At 59.9% G+C, this 19,117-nt stretch carries 15 protein-coding genes; 11 read left to right on the forward strand and 4 right to left on the reverse strand.

Annotated features, from left to right (window positions below; translation table 11 throughout):
- Positions 1 to 14: 14 nt before the first annotated feature.
- The 4 genes from QRN61_RS17290 to QRN61_RS17305 are packed head-to-tail and all read right to left on the reverse strand — an operon-like array spanning position 15 to position 6,146.
- Entirely contained in the window at positions 15 to 1,229 is a 1,215-nt protein-coding gene (locus QRN61_RS17290) for a hybrid sensor histidine kinase/response regulator (RefSeq protein ID WP_285374318.1), read from the reverse strand.
- Positions 1,223 to 1,816 carry a chemotaxis protein CheB gene (locus QRN61_RS17295; protein ID WP_183779956.1) on the reverse strand — a complete coding sequence of 198 codons (594 nt, stop codon included), beginning with the start codon at positions 1,814 to 1,816 and terminating at the stop codon, positions 1,223 to 1,225. Before QRN61_RS17295 ends, QRN61_RS17290 begins: the two co-directional genes overlap by 7 nt.
- The gene (locus QRN61_RS17300) at positions 1,813 to 2,646 is read right to left on the reverse strand and encodes a CheR family methyltransferase (RefSeq protein ID WP_027612745.1); all 834 of its coding nucleotides are present in this window, start codon (positions 2,644 to 2,646) and stop codon (positions 1,813 to 1,815) included. Before QRN61_RS17300 ends, QRN61_RS17295 begins: the two co-directional genes overlap by 4 nt.
- Positions 2,646 to 6,146, reverse strand: a complete 3,501-nt coding sequence (locus QRN61_RS17305) for a response regulator (protein WP_027612744.1) — start codon at positions 6,144 to 6,146, stop codon at positions 2,646 to 2,648. Before QRN61_RS17305 ends, QRN61_RS17300 begins: the two co-directional genes overlap by 1 nt.
- Before the next feature lie 262 nt (positions 6,147 to 6,408).
- On the opposite strand from QRN61_RS17305, the gene QRN61_RS17310 reads away from it, so the two are divergent.
- The 11 genes from QRN61_RS17310 to QRN61_RS17360 all read left to right on the forward strand — a co-directional run bounded on the left by QRN61_RS17310 (position 6,409) and on the right by QRN61_RS17360 (position 19,071).
- The gene (locus tag QRN61_RS17310; RefSeq protein ID WP_027612743.1) at positions 6,409 to 6,771 is read left to right on the forward strand and encodes a response regulator; all 363 of its coding nucleotides are present in this window, start codon (positions 6,409 to 6,411) and stop codon (positions 6,769 to 6,771) included.
- Positions 6,772 to 6,853: 82 nt separating this feature from the next.
- Positions 6,854 to 8,146 (forward strand): glycosyltransferase, encoded by a 1,293-nt coding sequence (locus tag QRN61_RS17315; RefSeq protein WP_285374319.1) that lies wholly within the window; start codon positions 6,854 to 6,856, stop codon positions 8,144 to 8,146.
- Between the two features lie 144 nt (positions 8,147 to 8,290).
- Entirely contained in the window at positions 8,291 to 9,160 is an 870-nt protein-coding gene (locus QRN61_RS17320; protein WP_285374320.1) for a phosphatidylinositol-specific phospholipase C domain-containing protein, read from the forward strand.
- 68 nt (positions 9,161 to 9,228) lie between these two features.
- The gene (locus QRN61_RS17325) at positions 9,229 to 10,134 is read left to right on the forward strand and encodes an AraC family transcriptional regulator (protein ID WP_096796578.1); all 906 of its coding nucleotides are present in this window, start codon (positions 9,229 to 9,231) and stop codon (positions 10,132 to 10,134) included.
- A gap of 341 nt (positions 10,135 to 10,475) precedes the next feature.
- On the forward strand, positions 10,476 to 11,786 hold the full coding sequence (locus QRN61_RS17330; RefSeq protein WP_103367022.1) for an ABC transporter substrate-binding protein: 1,311 nt from the start codon (positions 10,476 to 10,478) through the stop codon (positions 11,784 to 11,786).
- A gap of 156 nt (positions 11,787 to 11,942) precedes the next feature.
- Positions 11,943 to 12,869 carry a carbohydrate ABC transporter permease gene (locus QRN61_RS17335; protein ID WP_003225141.1) on the forward strand — a complete coding sequence of 309 codons (927 nt, stop codon included), beginning with the start codon at positions 11,943 to 11,945 and terminating at the stop codon, positions 12,867 to 12,869.
- An 8-nt stretch (positions 12,870 to 12,877) separates the two neighbouring features.
- Entirely contained in the window at positions 12,878 to 13,708 is an 831-nt protein-coding gene (locus QRN61_RS17340) for a carbohydrate ABC transporter permease (RefSeq protein ID WP_003225143.1), read from the forward strand.
- A gap of 165 nt (positions 13,709 to 13,873) precedes the next feature.
- The gene (locus QRN61_RS17345; protein ID WP_139053913.1) at positions 13,874 to 14,977 is read left to right on the forward strand and encodes an ABC transporter ATP-binding protein; all 1,104 of its coding nucleotides are present in this window, start codon (positions 13,874 to 13,876) and stop codon (positions 14,975 to 14,977) included.
- Between the two features lie 17 nt (positions 14,978 to 14,994).
- Entirely contained in the window at positions 14,995 to 16,470 is a 1,476-nt protein-coding gene (locus QRN61_RS17350) for a mannitol dehydrogenase family protein (protein ID WP_285374321.1), read from the forward strand.
- 152 nt (positions 16,471 to 16,622) lie between these two features.
- Complete coding sequence (gene xylB / locus QRN61_RS17355) at positions 16,623 to 18,119, forward strand: xylulokinase (protein ID WP_285374322.1); 1,497 nt, start codon at positions 16,623 to 16,625, stop codon at positions 18,117 to 18,119.
- A gap of 13 nt (positions 18,120 to 18,132) precedes the next feature.
- Positions 18,133 to 19,071 carry a carbohydrate kinase family protein gene (locus tag QRN61_RS17360; RefSeq protein WP_285374323.1) on the forward strand — a complete coding sequence of 313 codons (939 nt, stop codon included), beginning with the start codon at positions 18,133 to 18,135 and terminating at the stop codon, positions 19,069 to 19,071.
- The last annotated feature ends 46 nt before the right edge of the window (positions 19,072 to 19,117 follow it).

A 19,117-nucleotide genomic window follows, 5' to 3' on the forward strand; every position in this document is an offset into this window, starting at 1 on the left:
ATACGACCGTGCGGTCACTCAGAGGTTGCGTCGGATATGCCGTTTTCCTGGATTGGCAGACAAACGCGAAACAGGGCGCCTTCGTTGATTTGACTCTCGACGACGATGGAACCGCCATGGGCGGCGACGATCTGCTCGGAAATGAACAGACCCAGCCCGAGACCAGCCACTACCGTCTTGGCGGAAACCCGTTCGAACTGTTGGAAAATGCGCTTCTGGTTCTCTTCGCTGATGCCGATGCCACGGTCCTGAACCTCGACCCGCGCCGCGTCGCCTTCACGGTACACGCGCACCTGAATCGGGCTGCGGCCACCGTAGCGCAAGGCATTGGTCAGCAGGTTGGAGACCACCTGCTCGATGCGGAATTCGTCCCAGTAACCTTCCACCGGCTGCGGCGCGGTGAACGACACTTCGGTCTCCGCCGCCTCTATCTGCTGGGCGAAATTCTGCAGCAGGTTGCTCACCAGTTGCGTCAGGTCGAAACGATTCGGCCGGATCGACAGCTTGCCCGTGCGGATACGCGAAACGTCGAGCATGTCTTCGATCAGCCGGATCAGACTTTTGATCTGGCGCTCGTCGCGATCGACCATCGCGTGCATCTTGTCGAGGGTGAACGCCGCGGCGTTGTCCCGCGCCAGGTGCATCTTGCGCAACTGGGTTTCGAGTATCAGGCCATTGAGCGGCGTGCGCACTTCGTGAGCGACGATTGACATGAAGTCATCGCGCATGCGCACCGCCTGCTCCAGCTCCAGTTGCGTGCTTTGCAGTTGTTGCAGCAGCGCTTCCTGCTCGCGACGCGCCTGCTCCAGGGCTTCGACCTGTTGTTTCATGGCCTTGCTCTGGCGGTACAGGTCGACGAATACGTTGACCTTGCTCTTCACCGCGTGGATATCCAGCGGCTTGTGCAGGAAGTCCACCGCCCCGCTCTCGTAGCCCTTGAACGCGTAGTTCAGTTCACGGCCGGCGGCGCTGACGAAAATGATCGGAATGTTCTTGGTTTTCTCGGTGCCGCGCATCAACTCGGCGAGCTCGAAGCCGTTCATCCCCGGCATCTGCACGTCGAGGATGGCCATGGCGAACTCGTGTTGCAGCAGCAGCGAAAGTGCCTCGTCCGCCGACAGCGCCTTGTACACCGTGCGGTCCTCACGCTTGATCAGCGCTTCGAGGGCCAGCAGGTTCTCCGGCAGATCGTCGACGATCAGCAATTTGGCCTGGATATTACTCAGCATGCGATTCGTTCCAGCTCGACAAGCAGACGGCCGATGCCGTGAATGGGTAGGACATGGTCAGGCTGCTGAATTTTCAGCGCAGCCAGAGGCATGGTGGCGACCTGCGCGTCCTGCGGGTCTTGAACAATGGTCAGTCCGCCACGCTGCTTGACTTGCGCCAGGCCGCGAGCGCCATCGTGATTGGCACCGGTCAGCAACACGGCAGCCAGGGTTTCGCCGTAAACATCAGCGGCGGATTCAAACAAGTAATCAATGGCCGGACGGGAATGGTGCACGCGGTCTTCAAGACTCAGCGACAGACTGCGATCCTGCTCCACCGACAGGTGATATCCGGGCGTGGCGAAATAAACCGTGCCGGGGGCGATGTCCCGCTTGTCGGTCGCCTCTTCCACCGGCAGCATCAGCCGCCGGGCGAACACCTCGGCCAACTGACTGCGCCGCTCCTCCGGCAGGTGCAGCACAACAATGATCGGCAACACGTAACCCTGGCGCAACGGCGCGAGCAGAGTCAGCAGGGCCTCAACCCCACCGGCTGAAGCACCGACCACGATGGCCTCGACACGAGGCAAATCCACGGCATCATTCATAATTTGCGGTAGATCCGTTCTTGTTTGACCAACGGTTCGAACTGATTCGAGTAACCGGAAAAATCCAGCGTTTCCTTGCTGCCCAGCACCAGAAAGCCACGGTGGCATAGCGATTCGTGAAACAGACCGAAGGCACGGTCCTGAAGTTTCTTGTTGAAGTAAATCAGTACGTTGCGGCAGGAAATCAACTGCGTTTCGGAGAACACGCTGTCCGTCGCCAGGCTGTGATCGGCGAAGGTCACGTTCTCACACAGGCTCTTGTCGAAGATCGCGTAGCCATAGGCTGCGGTGTAGTAATCGGCAAAGGAACGCTGACCGCCGGCCTGCTGGTAATTGGCGGTGTAGGCGCGCACGTTCTCCATCGAGAAAATGCCCTGCTTGGCTTTGTCCAGCGAGCGCGGATTGATATCGGTGGCGTAGATGATCGTACGGTCGAGCAGGCCTTCTTCGCGCAGCAGAATCGCCATCGAGTAAACCTCCTCGCCAGTGCTGCACCCGGCGATCCAGATCTTCAGCGACGGATAGGTGCGCAGCAGCGGCACCACTTCCTTGCGGATTGCCAGGAAGTGCGACGGGTCGCGGAACATCTCGCTGACCGGGATCGTCAGCAACTGCAGCAACTGCATGAACGCCGTGGGATCGTGCAGGACTTTCTCTTGTAACGCCGAGATCGTCGCACATTCGAACTGACTCAAGGCGTGCTGCACCCGGCGCTTGATCGAAGCGCCCGAGTAATCGCGAAAATCGTAGCTGTACTTGAGGTAGATCGCCTCGATCAGCAAGCGTAATTCAATTTCGCTGTTGCGCTCCGCGGAGTGACTGCTATCCACTAAATGCGTTCCATCTTCGGTAACCACACGCGAATCAACGAGAACAGGCGATCCAGATCGATCGGCTTGGCCAGATAATCGTTGGCGCCCGCCTGCAGGCAGCGCTCCTGATCGTCTTTCATGGCCTTGGCCGTCACTGCGATGATCGGCAGTTTGCGCCAGCGCGGATCCTTGCGGATTTCAATGGTCGCTTCAAAACCATCCATCTCCGGCATCATCACGTCCATCAGCACCAGGTCGATGTCCTCGATTTCATTCAACTTATCAATCGCTTCGCGACCATTACGGCCGATCACCACGACTGCGCCCTTGTGCTCCAACGCACTGGTCAGGGCGAAGATGTTGCGCACATCATCGTCCACCAGCAGCACCTTGCGGCCTTCGAAGACCTTGTCGCGGCTGCGGGCGGTCTTGAGCATCTTCTGCCGTTCATGGGACAACTGCGATTCGACTTTGTGCAGAAAGAGTGTCACCTCATCCAGCAGGCGTTCCGGCGAGCGCGCGCCCTTGATGATGATCGAGCGTGAATACTTGCGCAGCTCGGCCTCTTCATCGCGGGTCAGGTTGCGGCCGGTGTAGACGATCACCGGCGGGAACGAGCAGATGTCCTCGGTCGACATGCGCTTGAGCAGATCGTTGCCGAGCATGTCCGGCAATTTCAGGTCGATCACCATGCAGTCGTAAATCGTCGTGCGCAGCTTTTCCAGCGCGTCTTGCGCCAGACCGACGGCGGTGATTTCGATGTCCTCGTCACCGATCAGGCGGGCAATGCTTTCGCGTTGCAGATCGTCATCTTCGACCAGCAGCACGCGCTTCACCTTCTGGGTCAGCTTGGCTTCGAGACGGGCGAACACGTCCTTGAGCTCTTCGCGGGTGGTCGGCTTGACCGCATAACCGATCGCACCCATGTGCATCGCCGCTTCGACACGGTCTTCGACCGAGATCACATGCACCGGGATGTGGCGGGTTTCGGCGTGTTCTTTCAGGCGTTGCAGCACGGTCAGACCGGAGTGATCCGGCAGACGCATATCGAGCAGAATCGCGTCCGGCACGAACTCGCGGGCCAGGTCATAACCTTCATCCGCTCCGTGCGCCACCAGACACTGATAACCCAGTTCGTGGGCCAGGTCGTAAAGGATGTGGGCGAAATTCGGCTCGTCTTCCACCACCAGAATGCAGCGCGTGGCGAACGGCGCCTTGCCACGGTCATCGGCAAAACGCGGGATGTGCACCGGCGCCAGCGGCGACACCGCGATCGATGGCGGCTGCACCACCGGGGCCGGGGCCGATACCGGCGGCGTGAAGGTCAGCGGGATCGCAGGGCTGTCACCCGGCTCGCTGTATTGCTGCGGCAGCACCAGGGTAAACACACTGCCCTGCCCCGGCGCGCTGCTGACGCTGATCGAGCCGCCGAGCAAGGCTGCCAGATCGCGCGAGATCGACAGGCCCAGACCGGTGCCACCGTATTTGCGGTTGGTGGTGCCGTCAGCCTGACGGAACGCTTCGAAGATGCTTTCCTGCTGGTCCGCCGCGATACCGATCCCCGAATCGCGCACGATGAATGCAATGCGCTCGTTCGGCTGGCCGGCGATGGTCAGGCTGACCGCGCCGTGTTCAGTGAACTTCACGGCGTTGGACAGCAGGTTCTTGATCACCTGCTCCAGACGCTGGCGATCGGTGTACAGCATGATTGGCGCATCCGGCTGCAACTCGACGCTGAACGTCAGTTGCTTGTCCGCCGCCAGCGGTTCGAACACGCTGCGCAGGCCGTCGGCCAGACGCGCGACACTGGTGTTTTCCGGGATCACTTCCAGCTTGCCGGCCTCGACCTTGGAAATGTCGAGAATGTCGTTGATCAGGTTCAGCAGATCGTTGCCCGCCGAATAGATCGACTCGGCGAACTTGACCTGTTCGGCCGTCAGATTGTCCTGCGGGTTCTCGGCCAGCAACTTGGCGAGGATCAGCGAACTGTTCAGCGGCGTGCGCAGTTCGTGGGACATGTTGGCGAGGAATTCGGACTTGTACTTGCTCGAACGCTGCAGTTCTTCGGCGCGTTCTTCGAGCTGCACCTGAGCCTGATTGAGTTCGGTGTTCTTCTGGTCCATGGCGTCGCGCTGCTCGGCCAGGGTTTGCGCCTGTTCGGCCAACTGCTCGTTGGTCTGCTCCAGCTCGACTTGCTGGGTTTCCAGATGCGCCTGGGACTCCTTGAGAATCCGCGACTGTTCTTCCAACTCCTCGTTGGCGGTTTTCAGCTCTTCCTGCTGCACCTGCAACTCTTCGTTGAGCTGCTGGGTTTCGGCCAGCACTTCCTGCAGGCGCTGGCGATAACGTGCCGCTTCGATCGAGGTGCCGATGTTGCCGGCAATCAGTTCCAGCAAATCGATATCGCGGTCGGTGAGCGGGCGCAGGAAGCCCAGTTCGATCACCCCGTTGACCCGGTCATCATCACTGGTCGGCACCACCAGCACACTGTGCGGCAGACCTGCGCCCAGGCCGGAGCTGACTTTGAAGTAGTCGGCCGGAACCGAATCCAGGCGAATCAGTTGCCCCTGCTGGGCAACCTGGCCGACGATGCCTTCGCCGCTGTAGATCTGCTGATCTTTTTCTTCCTGTTCGCGGGAGAACCCATAGGACGCCACGCGTTTGAGGCCGCCGTGTTCTTCGCGTACGTACAGCGCTGCCACCGCAGTGCCCAGATATTGTGCGCAGAACTGCAGGATGTTGCGCCCCAGCAGGTTAAGCGTCAGTTGCCCCAGCACCTGTTCCGCCAGTTCGGTCTGGCCGCTACGCATCCACGCCTGGCGCTCCAGACGCTCGGCGCTGGCTTGCTGCGCCGCAAGGTTGGCGCTGTAGCTGTCCGAAAGGCTGACCAGATCGCGGCGACCGACATACGCGAGCAAACCGCTGATCGCGGCGATGAACAGCAGGTACAGAGTGATGCTCCAGATCGTGGTACGGCGCACCTCTTCGTTGCGCGTGGTGCGCAACTGCTGCTCCATGTCGATCACGTCTTCGAACTGCTTGCGGATCTCATCGGTCAGGCGCTTGCCGCGCCCGGCCTTGACCGCGCCCCGGTAGTCGCCGCTGGAGCGCTGCAGGTCAATCATCGATTGCGCGTAATTGCTCCATTCGGTCTGCAATGCCTGCAAACGACGCAGACGATCGGTCTGCACCGGGTTGTCGGCGGTCAGTTCGAGCAAGGTATTGAGCGCCACGTTGATCCGCGGCTTGGCGGTCTCGTACGGGTCGAGGAAGTGCTCGTCGCCACTGAGCAGGAAGCCGCGCATGCCGGTTTCCAGATCAACGGTGAGTTTCACCGCTTCGTTGGCGTTATTGATCACCCGGTCGGTGTGTTCCACCCACTGGATCACCGAGAGCAAATAGGTGATCAGCGAAATGAAAAACACTGCACTGATCGCGCCGACGCCCAGGGGCAGACTGATGTTGCGCGTCAGGAGTTTACGGAACCGTGTTTCGTCAACTGTAGACCGAGTGGACATGGGGCAGCCTTGTCGAACTGTCGAAACCCGGGAGTTTGCCCCAAAACGGTACTATGGATCCATTTTTCTCACCGCCATGATGGCAATTTCCTACATTTGCTGCACTTCCCGATCAGGCAACGGGTATCCTTGCCGCCCCGATTTGCAGCTAATCTTTTTCGTATCCGCTCGGGAACTTGTGGCCATGCGCCACTTACTCATGCAAGAGCCCGGCATTTTCGACCGGTCGCCGTTCCGATTTCATTTCTTGAGAGCTATCCCTATGTCCACCCCAGCGTCCACCATCCTTGTAGTAGAAGACGACGACATCGTACGCATGCTCATCGTCGATGTGCTCGAGGAGCTGGAATTCAGTGTGTTGGAGGCCGATGACGGCGAGTCTGCGCTGGAGATTCTCGGGGATCAGAGCAAGGCTATCGACTTGATGATGACTGACTACGGCCTGCCGGGCATGACAGGCAGTGAACTGGCCGGCAAGGCACGTGAACTGCGCTCCACCCTGCCCGTTCTGTTCGCCAGCGGTTACGCCGAAAACATCGACGTGCCTGCGGGCATGCATGTGATCGGCAAACCCTTCTCGATCGATCAACTGCGTGACAAGGTCAAGGGCATTCTGACCGAGTGATTGGCCTTGATCCGGCAGCGGCTGCAGATGTGCTCTAATTGCGCGCCATTTTCAGCCGCCTGCCTGCAAGGATTACCCGTCAATGACTGCATCACCCGCCACCAAAGTTCTGGTCATCGGTTACGTCTGGCCCGAACCGCGCTCTTCGGCAGCCAGCGGGCATGTGATGCAGATCCTCGAGACGTTTTTGCAGCAAGGCTGGGACATCACCTTCAGCAGCCCGGCCGGCCCGGGCGAGCACAAGGCTGACCTGACCGCGCTGGGCATCCGCGAAGTGCCGATCGAACTGAACAACAGCAGCTTCGATAGTTTCATCAGTGAACTGGCCCCGGATATCGTGCTGTTCGACCAGTTCATGATGGAAGAGCAGTTCGGCTGGCGCGTCGAAAAGCAATGCCCGAATGCCTTGCGCGTACTGGAGACGTCCGACCTGCAGAGCCTGCGCCACGCCCGCCACCAACGGCTCAAGGAACGTTTGAAAGACGACCCGGACAATCAGGATTTCAGCGCACTGTTCGCGCCGGCGCTGCGCGAAGAGTTCGAGTTGATGGCCGATACGGACCTGGCCAAACGGGAAATCGCCGCGTTGTATCGCTGCGATCTGAATCTGATGATTTCCGAAGTTGAAATTCAGTTGCTGGTCGAACAGTTCCAAGTCCCGGGCGAGTTGCTGCACTGGTGCCCGCTGATGCTCGAACCACCGCGCGATTCGTTCGTCCCCTTTGAGGAGCGCGCGCATTTTCTGAGTATTGGCAACTTCCGTCACGCGCCCAACTGGGACGCCGTGCTGTGGATGAAGACCGCCGTCTGGCCGCTGATCCGCCAGCAATTGCCCGGCGCCCAACTGCATATCTACGGTGCCTATACGCCGCCCAAGGCCACAGCCCTGCACAACGCGGCGCAGGGGTTTCATGTGATGAACTGGGCAGAAGATGCGCTGCAAGTGATGTCGCAAGCCCGGGTTTGCCTGGCGCCTTTGCGTTTCGGTGCGGGGATCAAGGGCAAGATCGTCGATGCAATGCTCTGCGGCACGCCCAATGTCACGACGCCCATCGGCGCCGAAGGCATGGGCGGCGCATTGCCCTGGCCCGGTGCGGTGGCTCAGTCGGCCCAGGCCTTGGCCGACGCCGCTGTGGCGCTGCACGAAGACAGACTGCGCTGGGCTGATGCACAGCAGGCCGGGGTCGCGTTGTTGAATGCGCGCTATCGGCAGACTGATCACGGCCCGGCGCTGATCGCTCGCCTGCAACATTGCCGCGACAACTTGTCAGCATTACGTCGCGCCAACTTTACTGGCAGCATGTTGCGTCACCACTTGCATAAAAGCACCCAATACATGGCGCAGTGGATCGAAGCAAAGAACCAGAAAAGTTGATAAATAAAGTGCAAAATCACATTGCCAATACTTTGCAAAGAGTGCTGACTTGTACTTTTTCCGTTTGCACCAAAGAATAACTTCCGAACTGACCAAATAAGTTGACTGGTCGGAAATTAAACTTTATCTGCAACGGAATGCACCATGAGTAATTACCCTTTCAAAAACTGGATGGCGGCTACACCGGATATGGACCGACTGACCCTTGGTGAAGTGGTCTGGCCCGGCGCGCATAACTCCGGGCTGGATTTTGATTTTCCGTACCCGGCTTATCTCCAACCCGCCCAGAACTGGTTTGTCTGTCAGGACGGTCCGTTCATTCAGCAACTTAATGAAGGCGTGCGCGCCTTCGACTTGCGTTTGCATTCAGATGAACACTGGCTGGGCATCAGGAAGTTTCATACCTTTCATGGCGTGAAACTGCTCCAGGGACGCTCCTTGAGCGATCTGGTAAAAAGTCTCAATTTTTTCCTCAATGAAAATCCGAACGAATTCATCGTATTGGACTTACATGAACTCAAGGGCACCAACGATCAGCCATTCGATTACAAGGGTTTCCATGAAGTCATCACCACGGAGCTGGCTTCGCGGCTTATTCCCCGAAACAACGGTCATCTGACCCTTGAACAACTTAAAAGGGCCAGTTCGCTACAACGCGTGGTGTTGGCAAGCGACTCGCACCCGGATTTCAATTCGCCCCTGTACTGGCCGAAAATCCGCCATGAATGGAGCGGGTCGGACATCACCTCGCCAGAGCAACTCAAGCAACACATCACCCGAACCATGGCCAACCCGCCGGTACCCGGCAGCCTCTGGTCATTGTCGGCCACCAGCTATGGCGAACTGGCCGGCGTCAAGCGGATCACCGACGAACTCGATCAATGGTTTGGCCCAGACTCGGGATGGGCGCCGAAGTGCAGCATTATCAATGCCGACTTCATCGGTGGCACTCCACTGATCGGCCATTGCCAGCAGGTCAACCAGTCCAAAGGTCTACGCAAGGCCCGGGACTGAGGCGCTGGAACTGTCCGTGGCGCGCGTGCATGATGGGCACCTGAACACCACAACAAGACGCATCGGACATGACTCGGGCAACCAGAATCACTGATCCCTCCTACGAACTGATGGACGACCATAACGGGTTGTCCATCATCTACCGTCAGCATGGTTTTCCGTGCCCGTTAGTGCGCTGGCATTTTCACAAGGAATACGAACTACACCTGATCGTTGCCAGTTCCGGCAAGGTCTTCATCGGCGACTACATCGGCAACTTTTATCCGCAAACACTGTTCCTCACCGGGCCCAATCTGCCGCACAACTGGATCAGCCAGGTGGCCGACGACGAGGTGGTGGAAAAGCGCGACATGCTGGTGAACTTCACCGATGAGTTGTTCGACAGCGGGCACCAGGTGTTCGCCGAACTCAAGACTTTGGCGCCGCTACTGGAGCGTGCGCAATATGGCATCGAATTTCGCGACAAGGATACGATCCGTCAGGCCATGACGTTGATGCAGCGAATTGCCGACACGCGCGGCGTTACCCGTCTCGGACACTTTTTCATTTTGATGGAGCTGCTGGCGGCGACTGACGATTATCAATTGCTGTCCGGCGCCACTAACACGCAACTGGCCGACGAGCACAACATCGACCGCACCAACCGAGCGGTCGATTTCATCTTCGACCATTACGCCCGCGAATTGACCCTGGAAGAAGTCGCCGATCATCTGGGGATGAAGCCGACCTATTTCAGCCGCGTGTTCAAACAGGCCACCGGGCGCAACTTCATCGAGTTCGTCAATCGCCTGCGCATCAGTAAATCCTGCGAACTGCTCGCTGACGGCGACAAACCGGTGACCGAGGTGTGTTTCGAGTCGGGGTTCAATAACATTTCCAATTTCAATCGACGCTTCCAGCAACTCAAGGGCATGACGCCGTCGCACTATCGACGCCTCGCTGTACAGCGTCTGACCGAACAAAACCTCGGCTGATATTACCGCCCCTTGTAGGAGTGAGCCTGCTCGCGAAAGCGGTGTATCAGTCAACTGATCGGCAAACTGACACCGCGCTTTCGCGAGCAAGCCCGCTCCCACAAAAAGCATCTTATGCGATGAAACCTGTACTGATTCAATAGCCCCTCCCCACTGAAAAGCCCTTCCCTGCGTCTACCGCAACAAACACCAGTGCAAAAAAGTATTGATTTAAGTGCGACGGATGATTTGTCAGTCCGTCGATTGAGGGCTGTAATCAGCGCACATTCTTCCTGCACCGGAAGACACAAAAACAATAACTGTCCTTCTGCCGCCCGCCGGGTGCAGAAAAGGAGTGCACGATGCAACCCACTGCAAAAGCTCTGCTAGCCCTCACCTGCATGACCCTCAGCAGCGTCAGCCTTGGCGCCCAGACCCTGACCATCGCCACCGTCAACAACAGCGACATGATCCGCATGCAAAAGCTCTCGAAAACTTTCGAGTCCGAGCATCCGGAGATCAAGCTCAACTGGGTGGTGCTGGAAGAAAACGTCCTGCGTCAGCGCCTGACTACCGACATCGCCACTCAGGGTGGCCAGTTCGATGTGTTGACCATCGGCATGTACGAAGCGGCACTCTGGGGCGCCAAGGGCTGGCTCGAACCGATGAAGGATCTGCCGGCTTCTTACGCCCTCGACGATGTGTTCCCGTCGGTGCGTGAAGGCCTGTCAGTCAAGGGTTCGCTGTATGCCCTGCCGTTCTACGCCGAAAGCTCGATCACCTATTACCGCACCGACCTGTTCAAGGACGCCGGCCTGAGCATGCCCGAGCGCCCGACCTGGGAACAGATCGCCGGTTTCGCCGAAAAACTCACCAACAAGGACAAAGAACAGTACGGCATTTGCCTGCGCGGCAAGGCCGGCTGGGGCGAGAACATGGCGTTGATCACCACTGTCGCCAATGCTTACGGCGCGCGCTGGTTCGATGAGAAATGGCAGCCGGAATTCACCGGCCCGGAATGGAAAAACGCGCTGAATTTCTACGTCGACACCATGAAGAAATCCGGCCCGCCGGGCGCGTCCAGCAACGGTTTCAACGAAAATCTCGCGCTGTTCAACAGCGGCAAATGCGCGATCTGGGTGGACGCTTCCGTCGCCGGCTCGTTCGTCACCGACAAGACCCAGAGCAAGGTCGCCGATCACGTCGGTTTCACCTTCGCCCCGCATCAGGTCACTGACAAAGGTTCGGCGTGGCTGTATTCATGGGCACTGGCGATTCCGACCAGTTCCAAGGCCAAGGACGCCGCCAAAGCGTTCAGCGCCTGGGCCACCTCCAAGGAATACGGCGAGCTGGTGGCCAAGACCGACGGCATCGCCAACGTGCCGCCGGGCACCCGCGCATCGACCTACAGCGATGCTTACATGAGCGCCGCGCCGTTCGCCAAGGTCACGCTGGAATCGCTCAAGGCCGCAGACCCGAGCAAACCGACGCTGAAACCGGTGCCTTACATCGGCATTCAGCTGGTGACCATTCCTGAATTCCAGGGCGTGGGCACCCAGGTCGGCAAGCTGTTCTCGGCAGCGCTGATCGGCCAGACCACGGTGGATCAGGCCCTGACCGCCGCGCAGCAGACCACCGAACGCGAGATGAAGCGCGCCGGTTATCCCAAGTAACCACACTGCTCGCTCCTGCCTTTTGTAGGAGTGAGCCTGCTCGCGATGGCGGTTGTTTTCCATCAAACCCCATTGGTGGCTGACACACCGCTATCGCGAGCAGGCTCACTCCTACATTAGATCTCCATAGGTCTGTATGACTCGGTTGTGATCACCATGAATACTTCAACTGCCAAAGCCCACCTCGACTTGTCGCAACCTCAGCGCAAAGTCCGCGTACGTAATCCCGGCTGGTTTCTGGTCAGCCCTTCGGTGGCCCTGTTGCTGCTGTGGATGATCGTGCCGTTGGGCATGACCATTTACTTCTCGATGATTCGCTACAACCTGCTCGATCCGGGCGTCAACGAATTCGTCGGGCTGGAGAACTTCACTTACTTTCTGACCGACTCCGGGTTCCTGCCCGGCGCCACCAACACCCTGTTGCTGGTGGGCAGCGTGCTGTTGATCAGCGTGGTGTTCGGTGTGCTGATCAGCGCGTTGCTCGAGGCCAGCGAATTTCTCGGCCGCGGCATCGTGCGGGTGATGCTGATCTCGCCGTTCTTCATCATGCCCACCGTCGGTGCGCTGATCTGGAAGAACCTGATTTTCCATCCAGTGTCGGGGATTCTCGCCTACGTCTGGCGGCTGTTCGGTGCCGAGCCGGTGGACTGGCTGGCGCACTATCCGCTGCTGTCGATCATCATCATTGTTTCGTGGCAATGGCTGCCCTTCGCGATCCTGATCCTGATGACCGCCATGCAGTCCCTCGACCAGGAACAGAAAGAAGCAGCGCGCCTCGATGGTGCCGGTCCGGTGGCGATCTTCTGGCACCTGACCCTGCCACACCTGGCGCGGCCGATTGCGGTGGTGGTGATGATCGAAACGATCTTCCTGCTGTCGGTGTTCGCCGAGATTTTCACCACCACCAACGGCGGCCCCGGCTACGCCTCGACCAACCTCGCCTACCTGATCTACAACCAGGCGCTGGTGCAGTTCGACGTCGGCATGGCCTCGGCGGGCGGCTTGATTGCCGTGGTCATCGCCAACATCGCCGCGATCATTCTGGTGCGGATGATCGGCAAAAACCTGACTGACAAAGCCTGAGGCCCGCCATGACTCTTCAACAATCCCGCCGGCTGCAAAGCCTGCTGCTCGGCACCCTGGCCTGGGCCATCGCGATCGTGATTTTCTTCCCGATCTTCTGGATGGTGATGACCAGTTTCAAAACCGAAATCGACGCCTTTGCCACGCCGCCGCAGTTCATCTTCACGCCGACGCTGGAGAACTACCTGCACATCAACGAGCGCAGCGACTACTTCAGTTTTGCCTGGAATTCGGTGGTGATCTCGTTCAGTGCCACGGCGTTGTGCCTGCTGATCGCGGTGCCCGCCGCCTATTCGATGGCGTTCTACGAAACCCAGCGCACCAAAGGCACGCTGCTGTGGATGCTCTCGACCAAGATGCTGCCGCCGGTGGGCGTGCTGATGCCGATCTACCTGCTGGCCAAGAGTTTCGGCCTGCTCGACACGCGCATCGCGTTGATCGTGATCTACACCCTGATCAACCTGCCGATCGTGGTCTGGATGATTTACACCTACTTCAAGGACATCCCCAAAGACATCCTCGAAGCCGCCCGCCTCGACGGCGCCACGCTGTGGCAGGAGATGGTCCGCGTGCTGCTGCCGATCGCCAAGGGCGGCCTCGCCTCGACCGTGTTGCTGTCGCTGATCCTGTGCTGGAACGAGGCCTTCTGGTCGCTGAACCTGACCTCGTCGAAAGCCGCGCCACTGACGGCTCTGATCGCCTCCTACTCAAGCCCTGAAGGCTTGTTCTGGGCCAAGTTGTCGGCGGTCTCGACCCTGGCCTGCGCGCCGATCCTGATCTTCGGCTGGATCAGCCAGAAACAACTGGTGCGCGGCCTGTCGTTCGGTGCCGTGAAATGAAGTGCTCCAACCGTACCCAATCCCCTGTGGGAGCGAGCCTGCTCGCGAAGGGGCCGTGTCAGTCGGCATTAATGGTGAATGACACACCGCTTTCGCGAGCAGGCTCGCTCCCACATAAAAGCATGCCCGGCGCCATTGAATTAACTTAAGCGGAGGCCCATCACCATGGCCAACCTGAAAATCAAGAATCTGCAAAAAGGCTTCGAAGGTTTCTCCATCATCAAGGGCATCGACCTTGAGGTGAATGACAAGGAATTCGTGGTCTTCGTCGGCCCGTCCGGTTGCGGCAAATCCACCCTGCTGCGGCTGATCGCCGGGCTGGAAGAGGTCAGCGGCGGCACCATCGAACTCGATGGCCGCGACATCACCGAAGTCAGCCCGGCCAAGCGCGATCTGGCGATGGTGTTCCAGACCTACGCGCTGTACCCGCACATGACCGTGAAGAAAAACATGTCGTTCGCCCTCGACCTGGCCGGTGTACCGAAAGCCGAAGTCGAGAAAAAGGTCGGCGAAGCGGCGCGCATTCTCGAACTCGGGCCGATGCTCGAGCGCAAGCCGAAACAGCTGTCCGGCGGCCAACGGCAACGGGTCGCCATCGGCCGGGCGATCGTGCGCAATCCGAAGATCTTTCTGTTCGACGAACCACTGTCCAACCTCGACGCCGCGCTGCGCGTGCAGATGCGTCTGGAGCTGCTGCGTCTGCACAAGGACCTGCAAGCCACGATGATCTACGTGACCCACGATCAGGTCGAAGCCATGACCATGGCCGACAAAGTGGTGGTGCTCAACGGCGGCAAAATCGAGCAGGTCGGCTCGCCGCTGGACCTCTATCACAACCCGGCCAACCTGTTCGTCGCCGGTTTTCTCGGCACGCCGAAAATGGGTTTCCTCAAAGGCAAGATCGCCCGCATCGACGGCCAGAGCTGCGAAGTCTCGCTGGACGCCGGCACGCGCATCACCCTGCCGTTCAATGCCGCCAACCTGAGCATCGGTAGCGCGGTGACCCTGGGCATTCGCCCGGAACATCTGGAGCTGGCACAACCGGGCGACTGCACCCTGCAAGTCACCGCCGACGTCAGCGAACGCCTGGGCAGCGACACCTTCTGTCACGTCACCACCAACGCGGGCGAAGCCCTGACCATGCGCGTGCGCGGCGACTTGGCAAGCCGCTACGGCGAGCAACTGAACCTGCACCTGGACGCCAGCCATTGCCACCTGTTCGACGCCGATGGCGTGGCGCTGACCCGCCCGCTTCGCGCCGCGGCCTGAATTTCGAGACCTGCCCGATGAAACTGAATGAACAAAACCTGCACCGCCTCGCCCCCGAGGTGCAACTGCCGGCCTACAACCTCAGCGACACCCGTCAGGGCATCGCGCACATTGGCGTCGGCGGCTTCCACCGCGCCCATCAGGCGTATTACACCGATGCGCTGATGAACACCGGCCAGGCGCTGGACTGGGCAATCTGTGGGGTCGGCTTGCGCGCGGAAGACCGCCGCGCCCGTGACGACCTCAAGGAGCAGGATTACCTGTTTACCCTGTTCGAACTCGGCGACAACGATGACACCGAAGTGCGGGTGATCGGTGCGATCCGCGACATGCTCCTGGCCGAGGATGGCGCACAGGCGCTGATCGACAAACTCGCCGATCCGCAGATCCGCATTGTCTCGCTGACCATCACCGAAGGCGGCTACTGCATCGACGACAGCAACGGCGAATTCATGGCGCACCTGCCGCAGATTCAACACGATCTGGCACAGCCGCAAACGCCGAAAACCGTGTTCGGTTTCCTCTGCGCGGCGCTGGAAAAACGCCGTGGCGCGGGCATACCGGCGTTCACGATCATGTCCTGCGATAACCTGCCGCATAACGGCGCGGTGACCCGCAAGGCGCTGCTGGCCTTCGCCACCCTGCGCGACCCGGGACTGCGCGACTGGATCGAACAGAACGTCAGTTTCCCAAATGCCATGGTCGACCGCATCACACCGATGACCAGCACCGCGCATCGTCTGCAACTGGCCGACAAACACGCGGTCGACGATGCCTGGCCGGTGGTCTGTGAGCCGTTCGTGCAATGGGTGCTGGAAGACAAATTCGTCAATGGGCGCCCGGCCTGGGAACAGGTTGGCGTGCAGTTCACCGATGACGTTTCGCCCTACGAAGAAATGAAGATCAAACTGCTCAACGGCAGTCACCTGGCGCTGACGTATCTGGGCTTTTTGAAGGGCTATCGCTTCGTCCACGAGACCATGAACGACCCGCTGTTCGTGCGCTACATGCGCGCCTACATGGACCTCGACGTCACCCCGCAACTGGCACCGGTGCCGGGCATCGACCTGACCGACTACAAGAACACGCTGGTGGCGCGCTTTTCCAATCAGGCGATTGCCGACCAGCTGGAGCGGGTGTGCTCGGATGGCTCGTCGAAGTTTCCCAAGTTCACCATTCCGACGATCAATCGCTTGATTGCCGATGGTCAGGAAACCAGGCGTGCGGCGTTGGTGGTGGCGGCCTGGGCGTTGTATTTGAAGGGCGTGGATGAGAATGGCGACACTTATACGATTCCCGATCCACGGGCAGAGTTTTGTCAGGGACTGGTGGCCGATGATGCGTTGATTACTCAGCGGTTGTTGGCGGTTGAGGAGATCTTCGGCACGGCGATACCGCGTTCGGCGGCGTTTGTGGCGGCGTTCGAGTGGTGCTGCAACAGCTTGCGCGAGGTGGGTGTGACGCGCACGTTGGAGCGGGTGCTGGCTGAGTGATGCGGTGAAACCACCGATGCCATCGCTGGCAAGCCAGCTCCCACAGGGTTTTCAATCGTTCATGGATTTTGCATACAACCGAGAACCTGTGGGAGCTGGCTTGCCAGCGATTGGCTTCACCTTGACTCACCTGACACCCTGAGGACCTCACTGTGACCACCCGACAACTCTTCCTCGGCATCGACTGCGGCACCCAGGGCACCAAGGCGATCATCCTCGATGCCAGCAGCGGTCAGGTGCTCGGCGAAGGCGCGGCCACGCACACGATGATCAGCGGTGCCAACGGCCGGCGCGAGCAGGACACCCAACAGTGGCTCGACGCCTTCGCCCTCGCCACCCGCCGCGCCTTGCTCGCAGCCAATGTTGACGGTCAGGCGATCCTCGGCATCGGCGTTTCCGGCCAGCAACACGGTCTGGTGCTGCTCGACGATCAGGGCCAGGTGCTGCGCCCGGCCAAGCTGTGGTGCGACACCGAAACCACTGACGAAAACGATCGCCTGCTCAAACACCTCGGCGGCGAAAAAGGCTCGCTGGAGCGCCTCGGCGTGGTCATCGCGCCGGGCTACACCGTGTCGAAACTGCTGTGGACCAAGGAACAGCACCCGGAGGTGTTCTCGCGTATCGCGCGCATCCTTCTGCCCCACGACTACCTGAACTTCTGGCTCACCGGCCGCGCCTGCAGTGAATACGGCGACGCCTCCGGCACCGGCTATTTCAACGTGCGCAGCCGTCAGTGGGACTTGCAACTACTGCGCGACATCGACGCCACGGGTCGCCTGCAAGCGGCATTACCGGAGCTGATCGACGCCCATCAAGCGGTCGGCACCCTGCTGCCGACGATTGCCGAACAACTCGGCCTCAACCCGAATGCGCTGGTTTCCAGCGGTGGTGGCGACAACATGATGGGCGCCATCGGCACCGGCAACATTCAGCCGGGAGCGATCACCATGAGCCTCGGCTCCTCCGGCACGGTGTACGCCTACGCCGAGGCGCCAAAAGTCAGCGCGGACGCTTCGGTTGCGACGTTCTGCTCGTCCAGTGGCGGCTGGCTGCCGCTGATCTGCACCATGAACCTGACCAACGCCACCGGTGCCATCCGCGAGCTGTTCGACCTCGATCTGCAGCAGTTCAATCAGCTCGTGGCCGAGGCGCCGATCGGGGCCGAAGGCGTGAGCATGCTGCCATTCCTCAACGGTGAACGCGTCCCCGCCCTGCCCCATGCCACCGGCAGCCTGCACGGCCTGACCCTGAGCAACCTGACCCAGGCCAACCTGTGTCGCGCCGTGGTCGAAGGCACCACCTTCGGTTTGCGTTATGGACTGGATCTGTTGCGCCACAATGGTTTACAAAGCCGCAGCATTTGCCTGATCGGCGGCGGCTCGAAAAGTGCGGTGTGGCGGCAGATCGTCGCCGACATCATGAACACCCCGGTGATCTGCACCGAACACAGCGAAGCCGCAGCCCTCGGCGCGGCGATTCAGGCGGCGTGGTGCAAGTCATGGTCGAACGGCCACGAAGACACTTTGGCCGACCTGTGCCAACGCTGCGTGAAGCTCGATCTGCACAGTGAAACCCTTCCGGTTGCCGCCAATGTCGCGGCGTTCCAGCAGGCCTATGAACGCTATCAACAGCATGTCGCAACCCTATAAAGAGCAAACAATTATGTATTTGGTGTGTGGCGAAGCCCTGTTCGATTTCTTCAGCGAAGACGATGCCAGCGGTCTGGCGTCGAAAGTGAATTTCAAGGCGATTGCCGGCGGCTCGCCGTTCAACGTCGCGGTCGGTTTGCGCCGTTTGGGCGTGGATTCGGCGCTGTTTGCCGGGCTGTCCACCGACTATCTGGGCCGGCGTTTGCAGCAAGTGCTGCAGGAAGAAGGTGTGCGTGCGGACTACCTGATCGACTTCGCCGCGCCAACTACGCTGGCGATGGTCGCGGTCGGCGCCAATGGCTCGCCGCATTACAGCTTTCGCGGCGAGGGCTGTGCTGATCGCCAACTGAGCCTCGCCCATCTGCCGCAACTCGGAGATGACGTGCGTGGTCTGCACATCGGCTCGTTCTCGCTGGTGGTGCAGCCGATCGCCGACACCCTGCTGACCCTGGTGCGGCGCGAAAGCGGCAAGCGCCTGATCACCCTCGACCCCAACGTGCGCCTCAACCCGGAACCGAACATCGACCTGTGGCGCGAGCGCGTGGCGACCCTGGTGCAACTGGCCGACATGATCAAGGTCAGCGACGAAGACCTGAGCCTGTTGTATCCCGAACAAGATCCACAACGCGTGATCGAAGGCTGGCTGCAGCAACGCTGCCAGTTGGTGTTTCTGACCCGTGGCGGCGAAGGCGCAACGGTGTTCAGCCGCGCTCATGGTTCGTGGTCAGTACCGGCGTGCTCGGTGAAGATCGCCGATACCGTCGGCGCCGGCGATACCTTTCAAGCGGCGCTGATTACCTGGTTGACCGAGCAAGCACTGGATTCGGTCGAAGGGGTTCAACAACTCAGCCGCGAGCAGATCGACGCGATGCTCAGGTTTGCCGTACAGGCGGCCGCCCTTACGTGCAGCAAGACCGGTCCGGATTTGCCCTATCGTCACCAGTTGAGCTGAGCGCGTAGACTGTCGGCCTTTTTGCGCGCATGGGGATGACGGTTTG

The organism is Pseudomonas sp. lyk4-TYG-107, from assembly GCF_030209055.1.
In the GTDB taxonomy this organism is placed as follows: Bacteria; Pseudomonadota; Gammaproteobacteria; order Pseudomonadales; family Pseudomonadaceae; genus Aquipseudomonas; species Aquipseudomonas putida_A.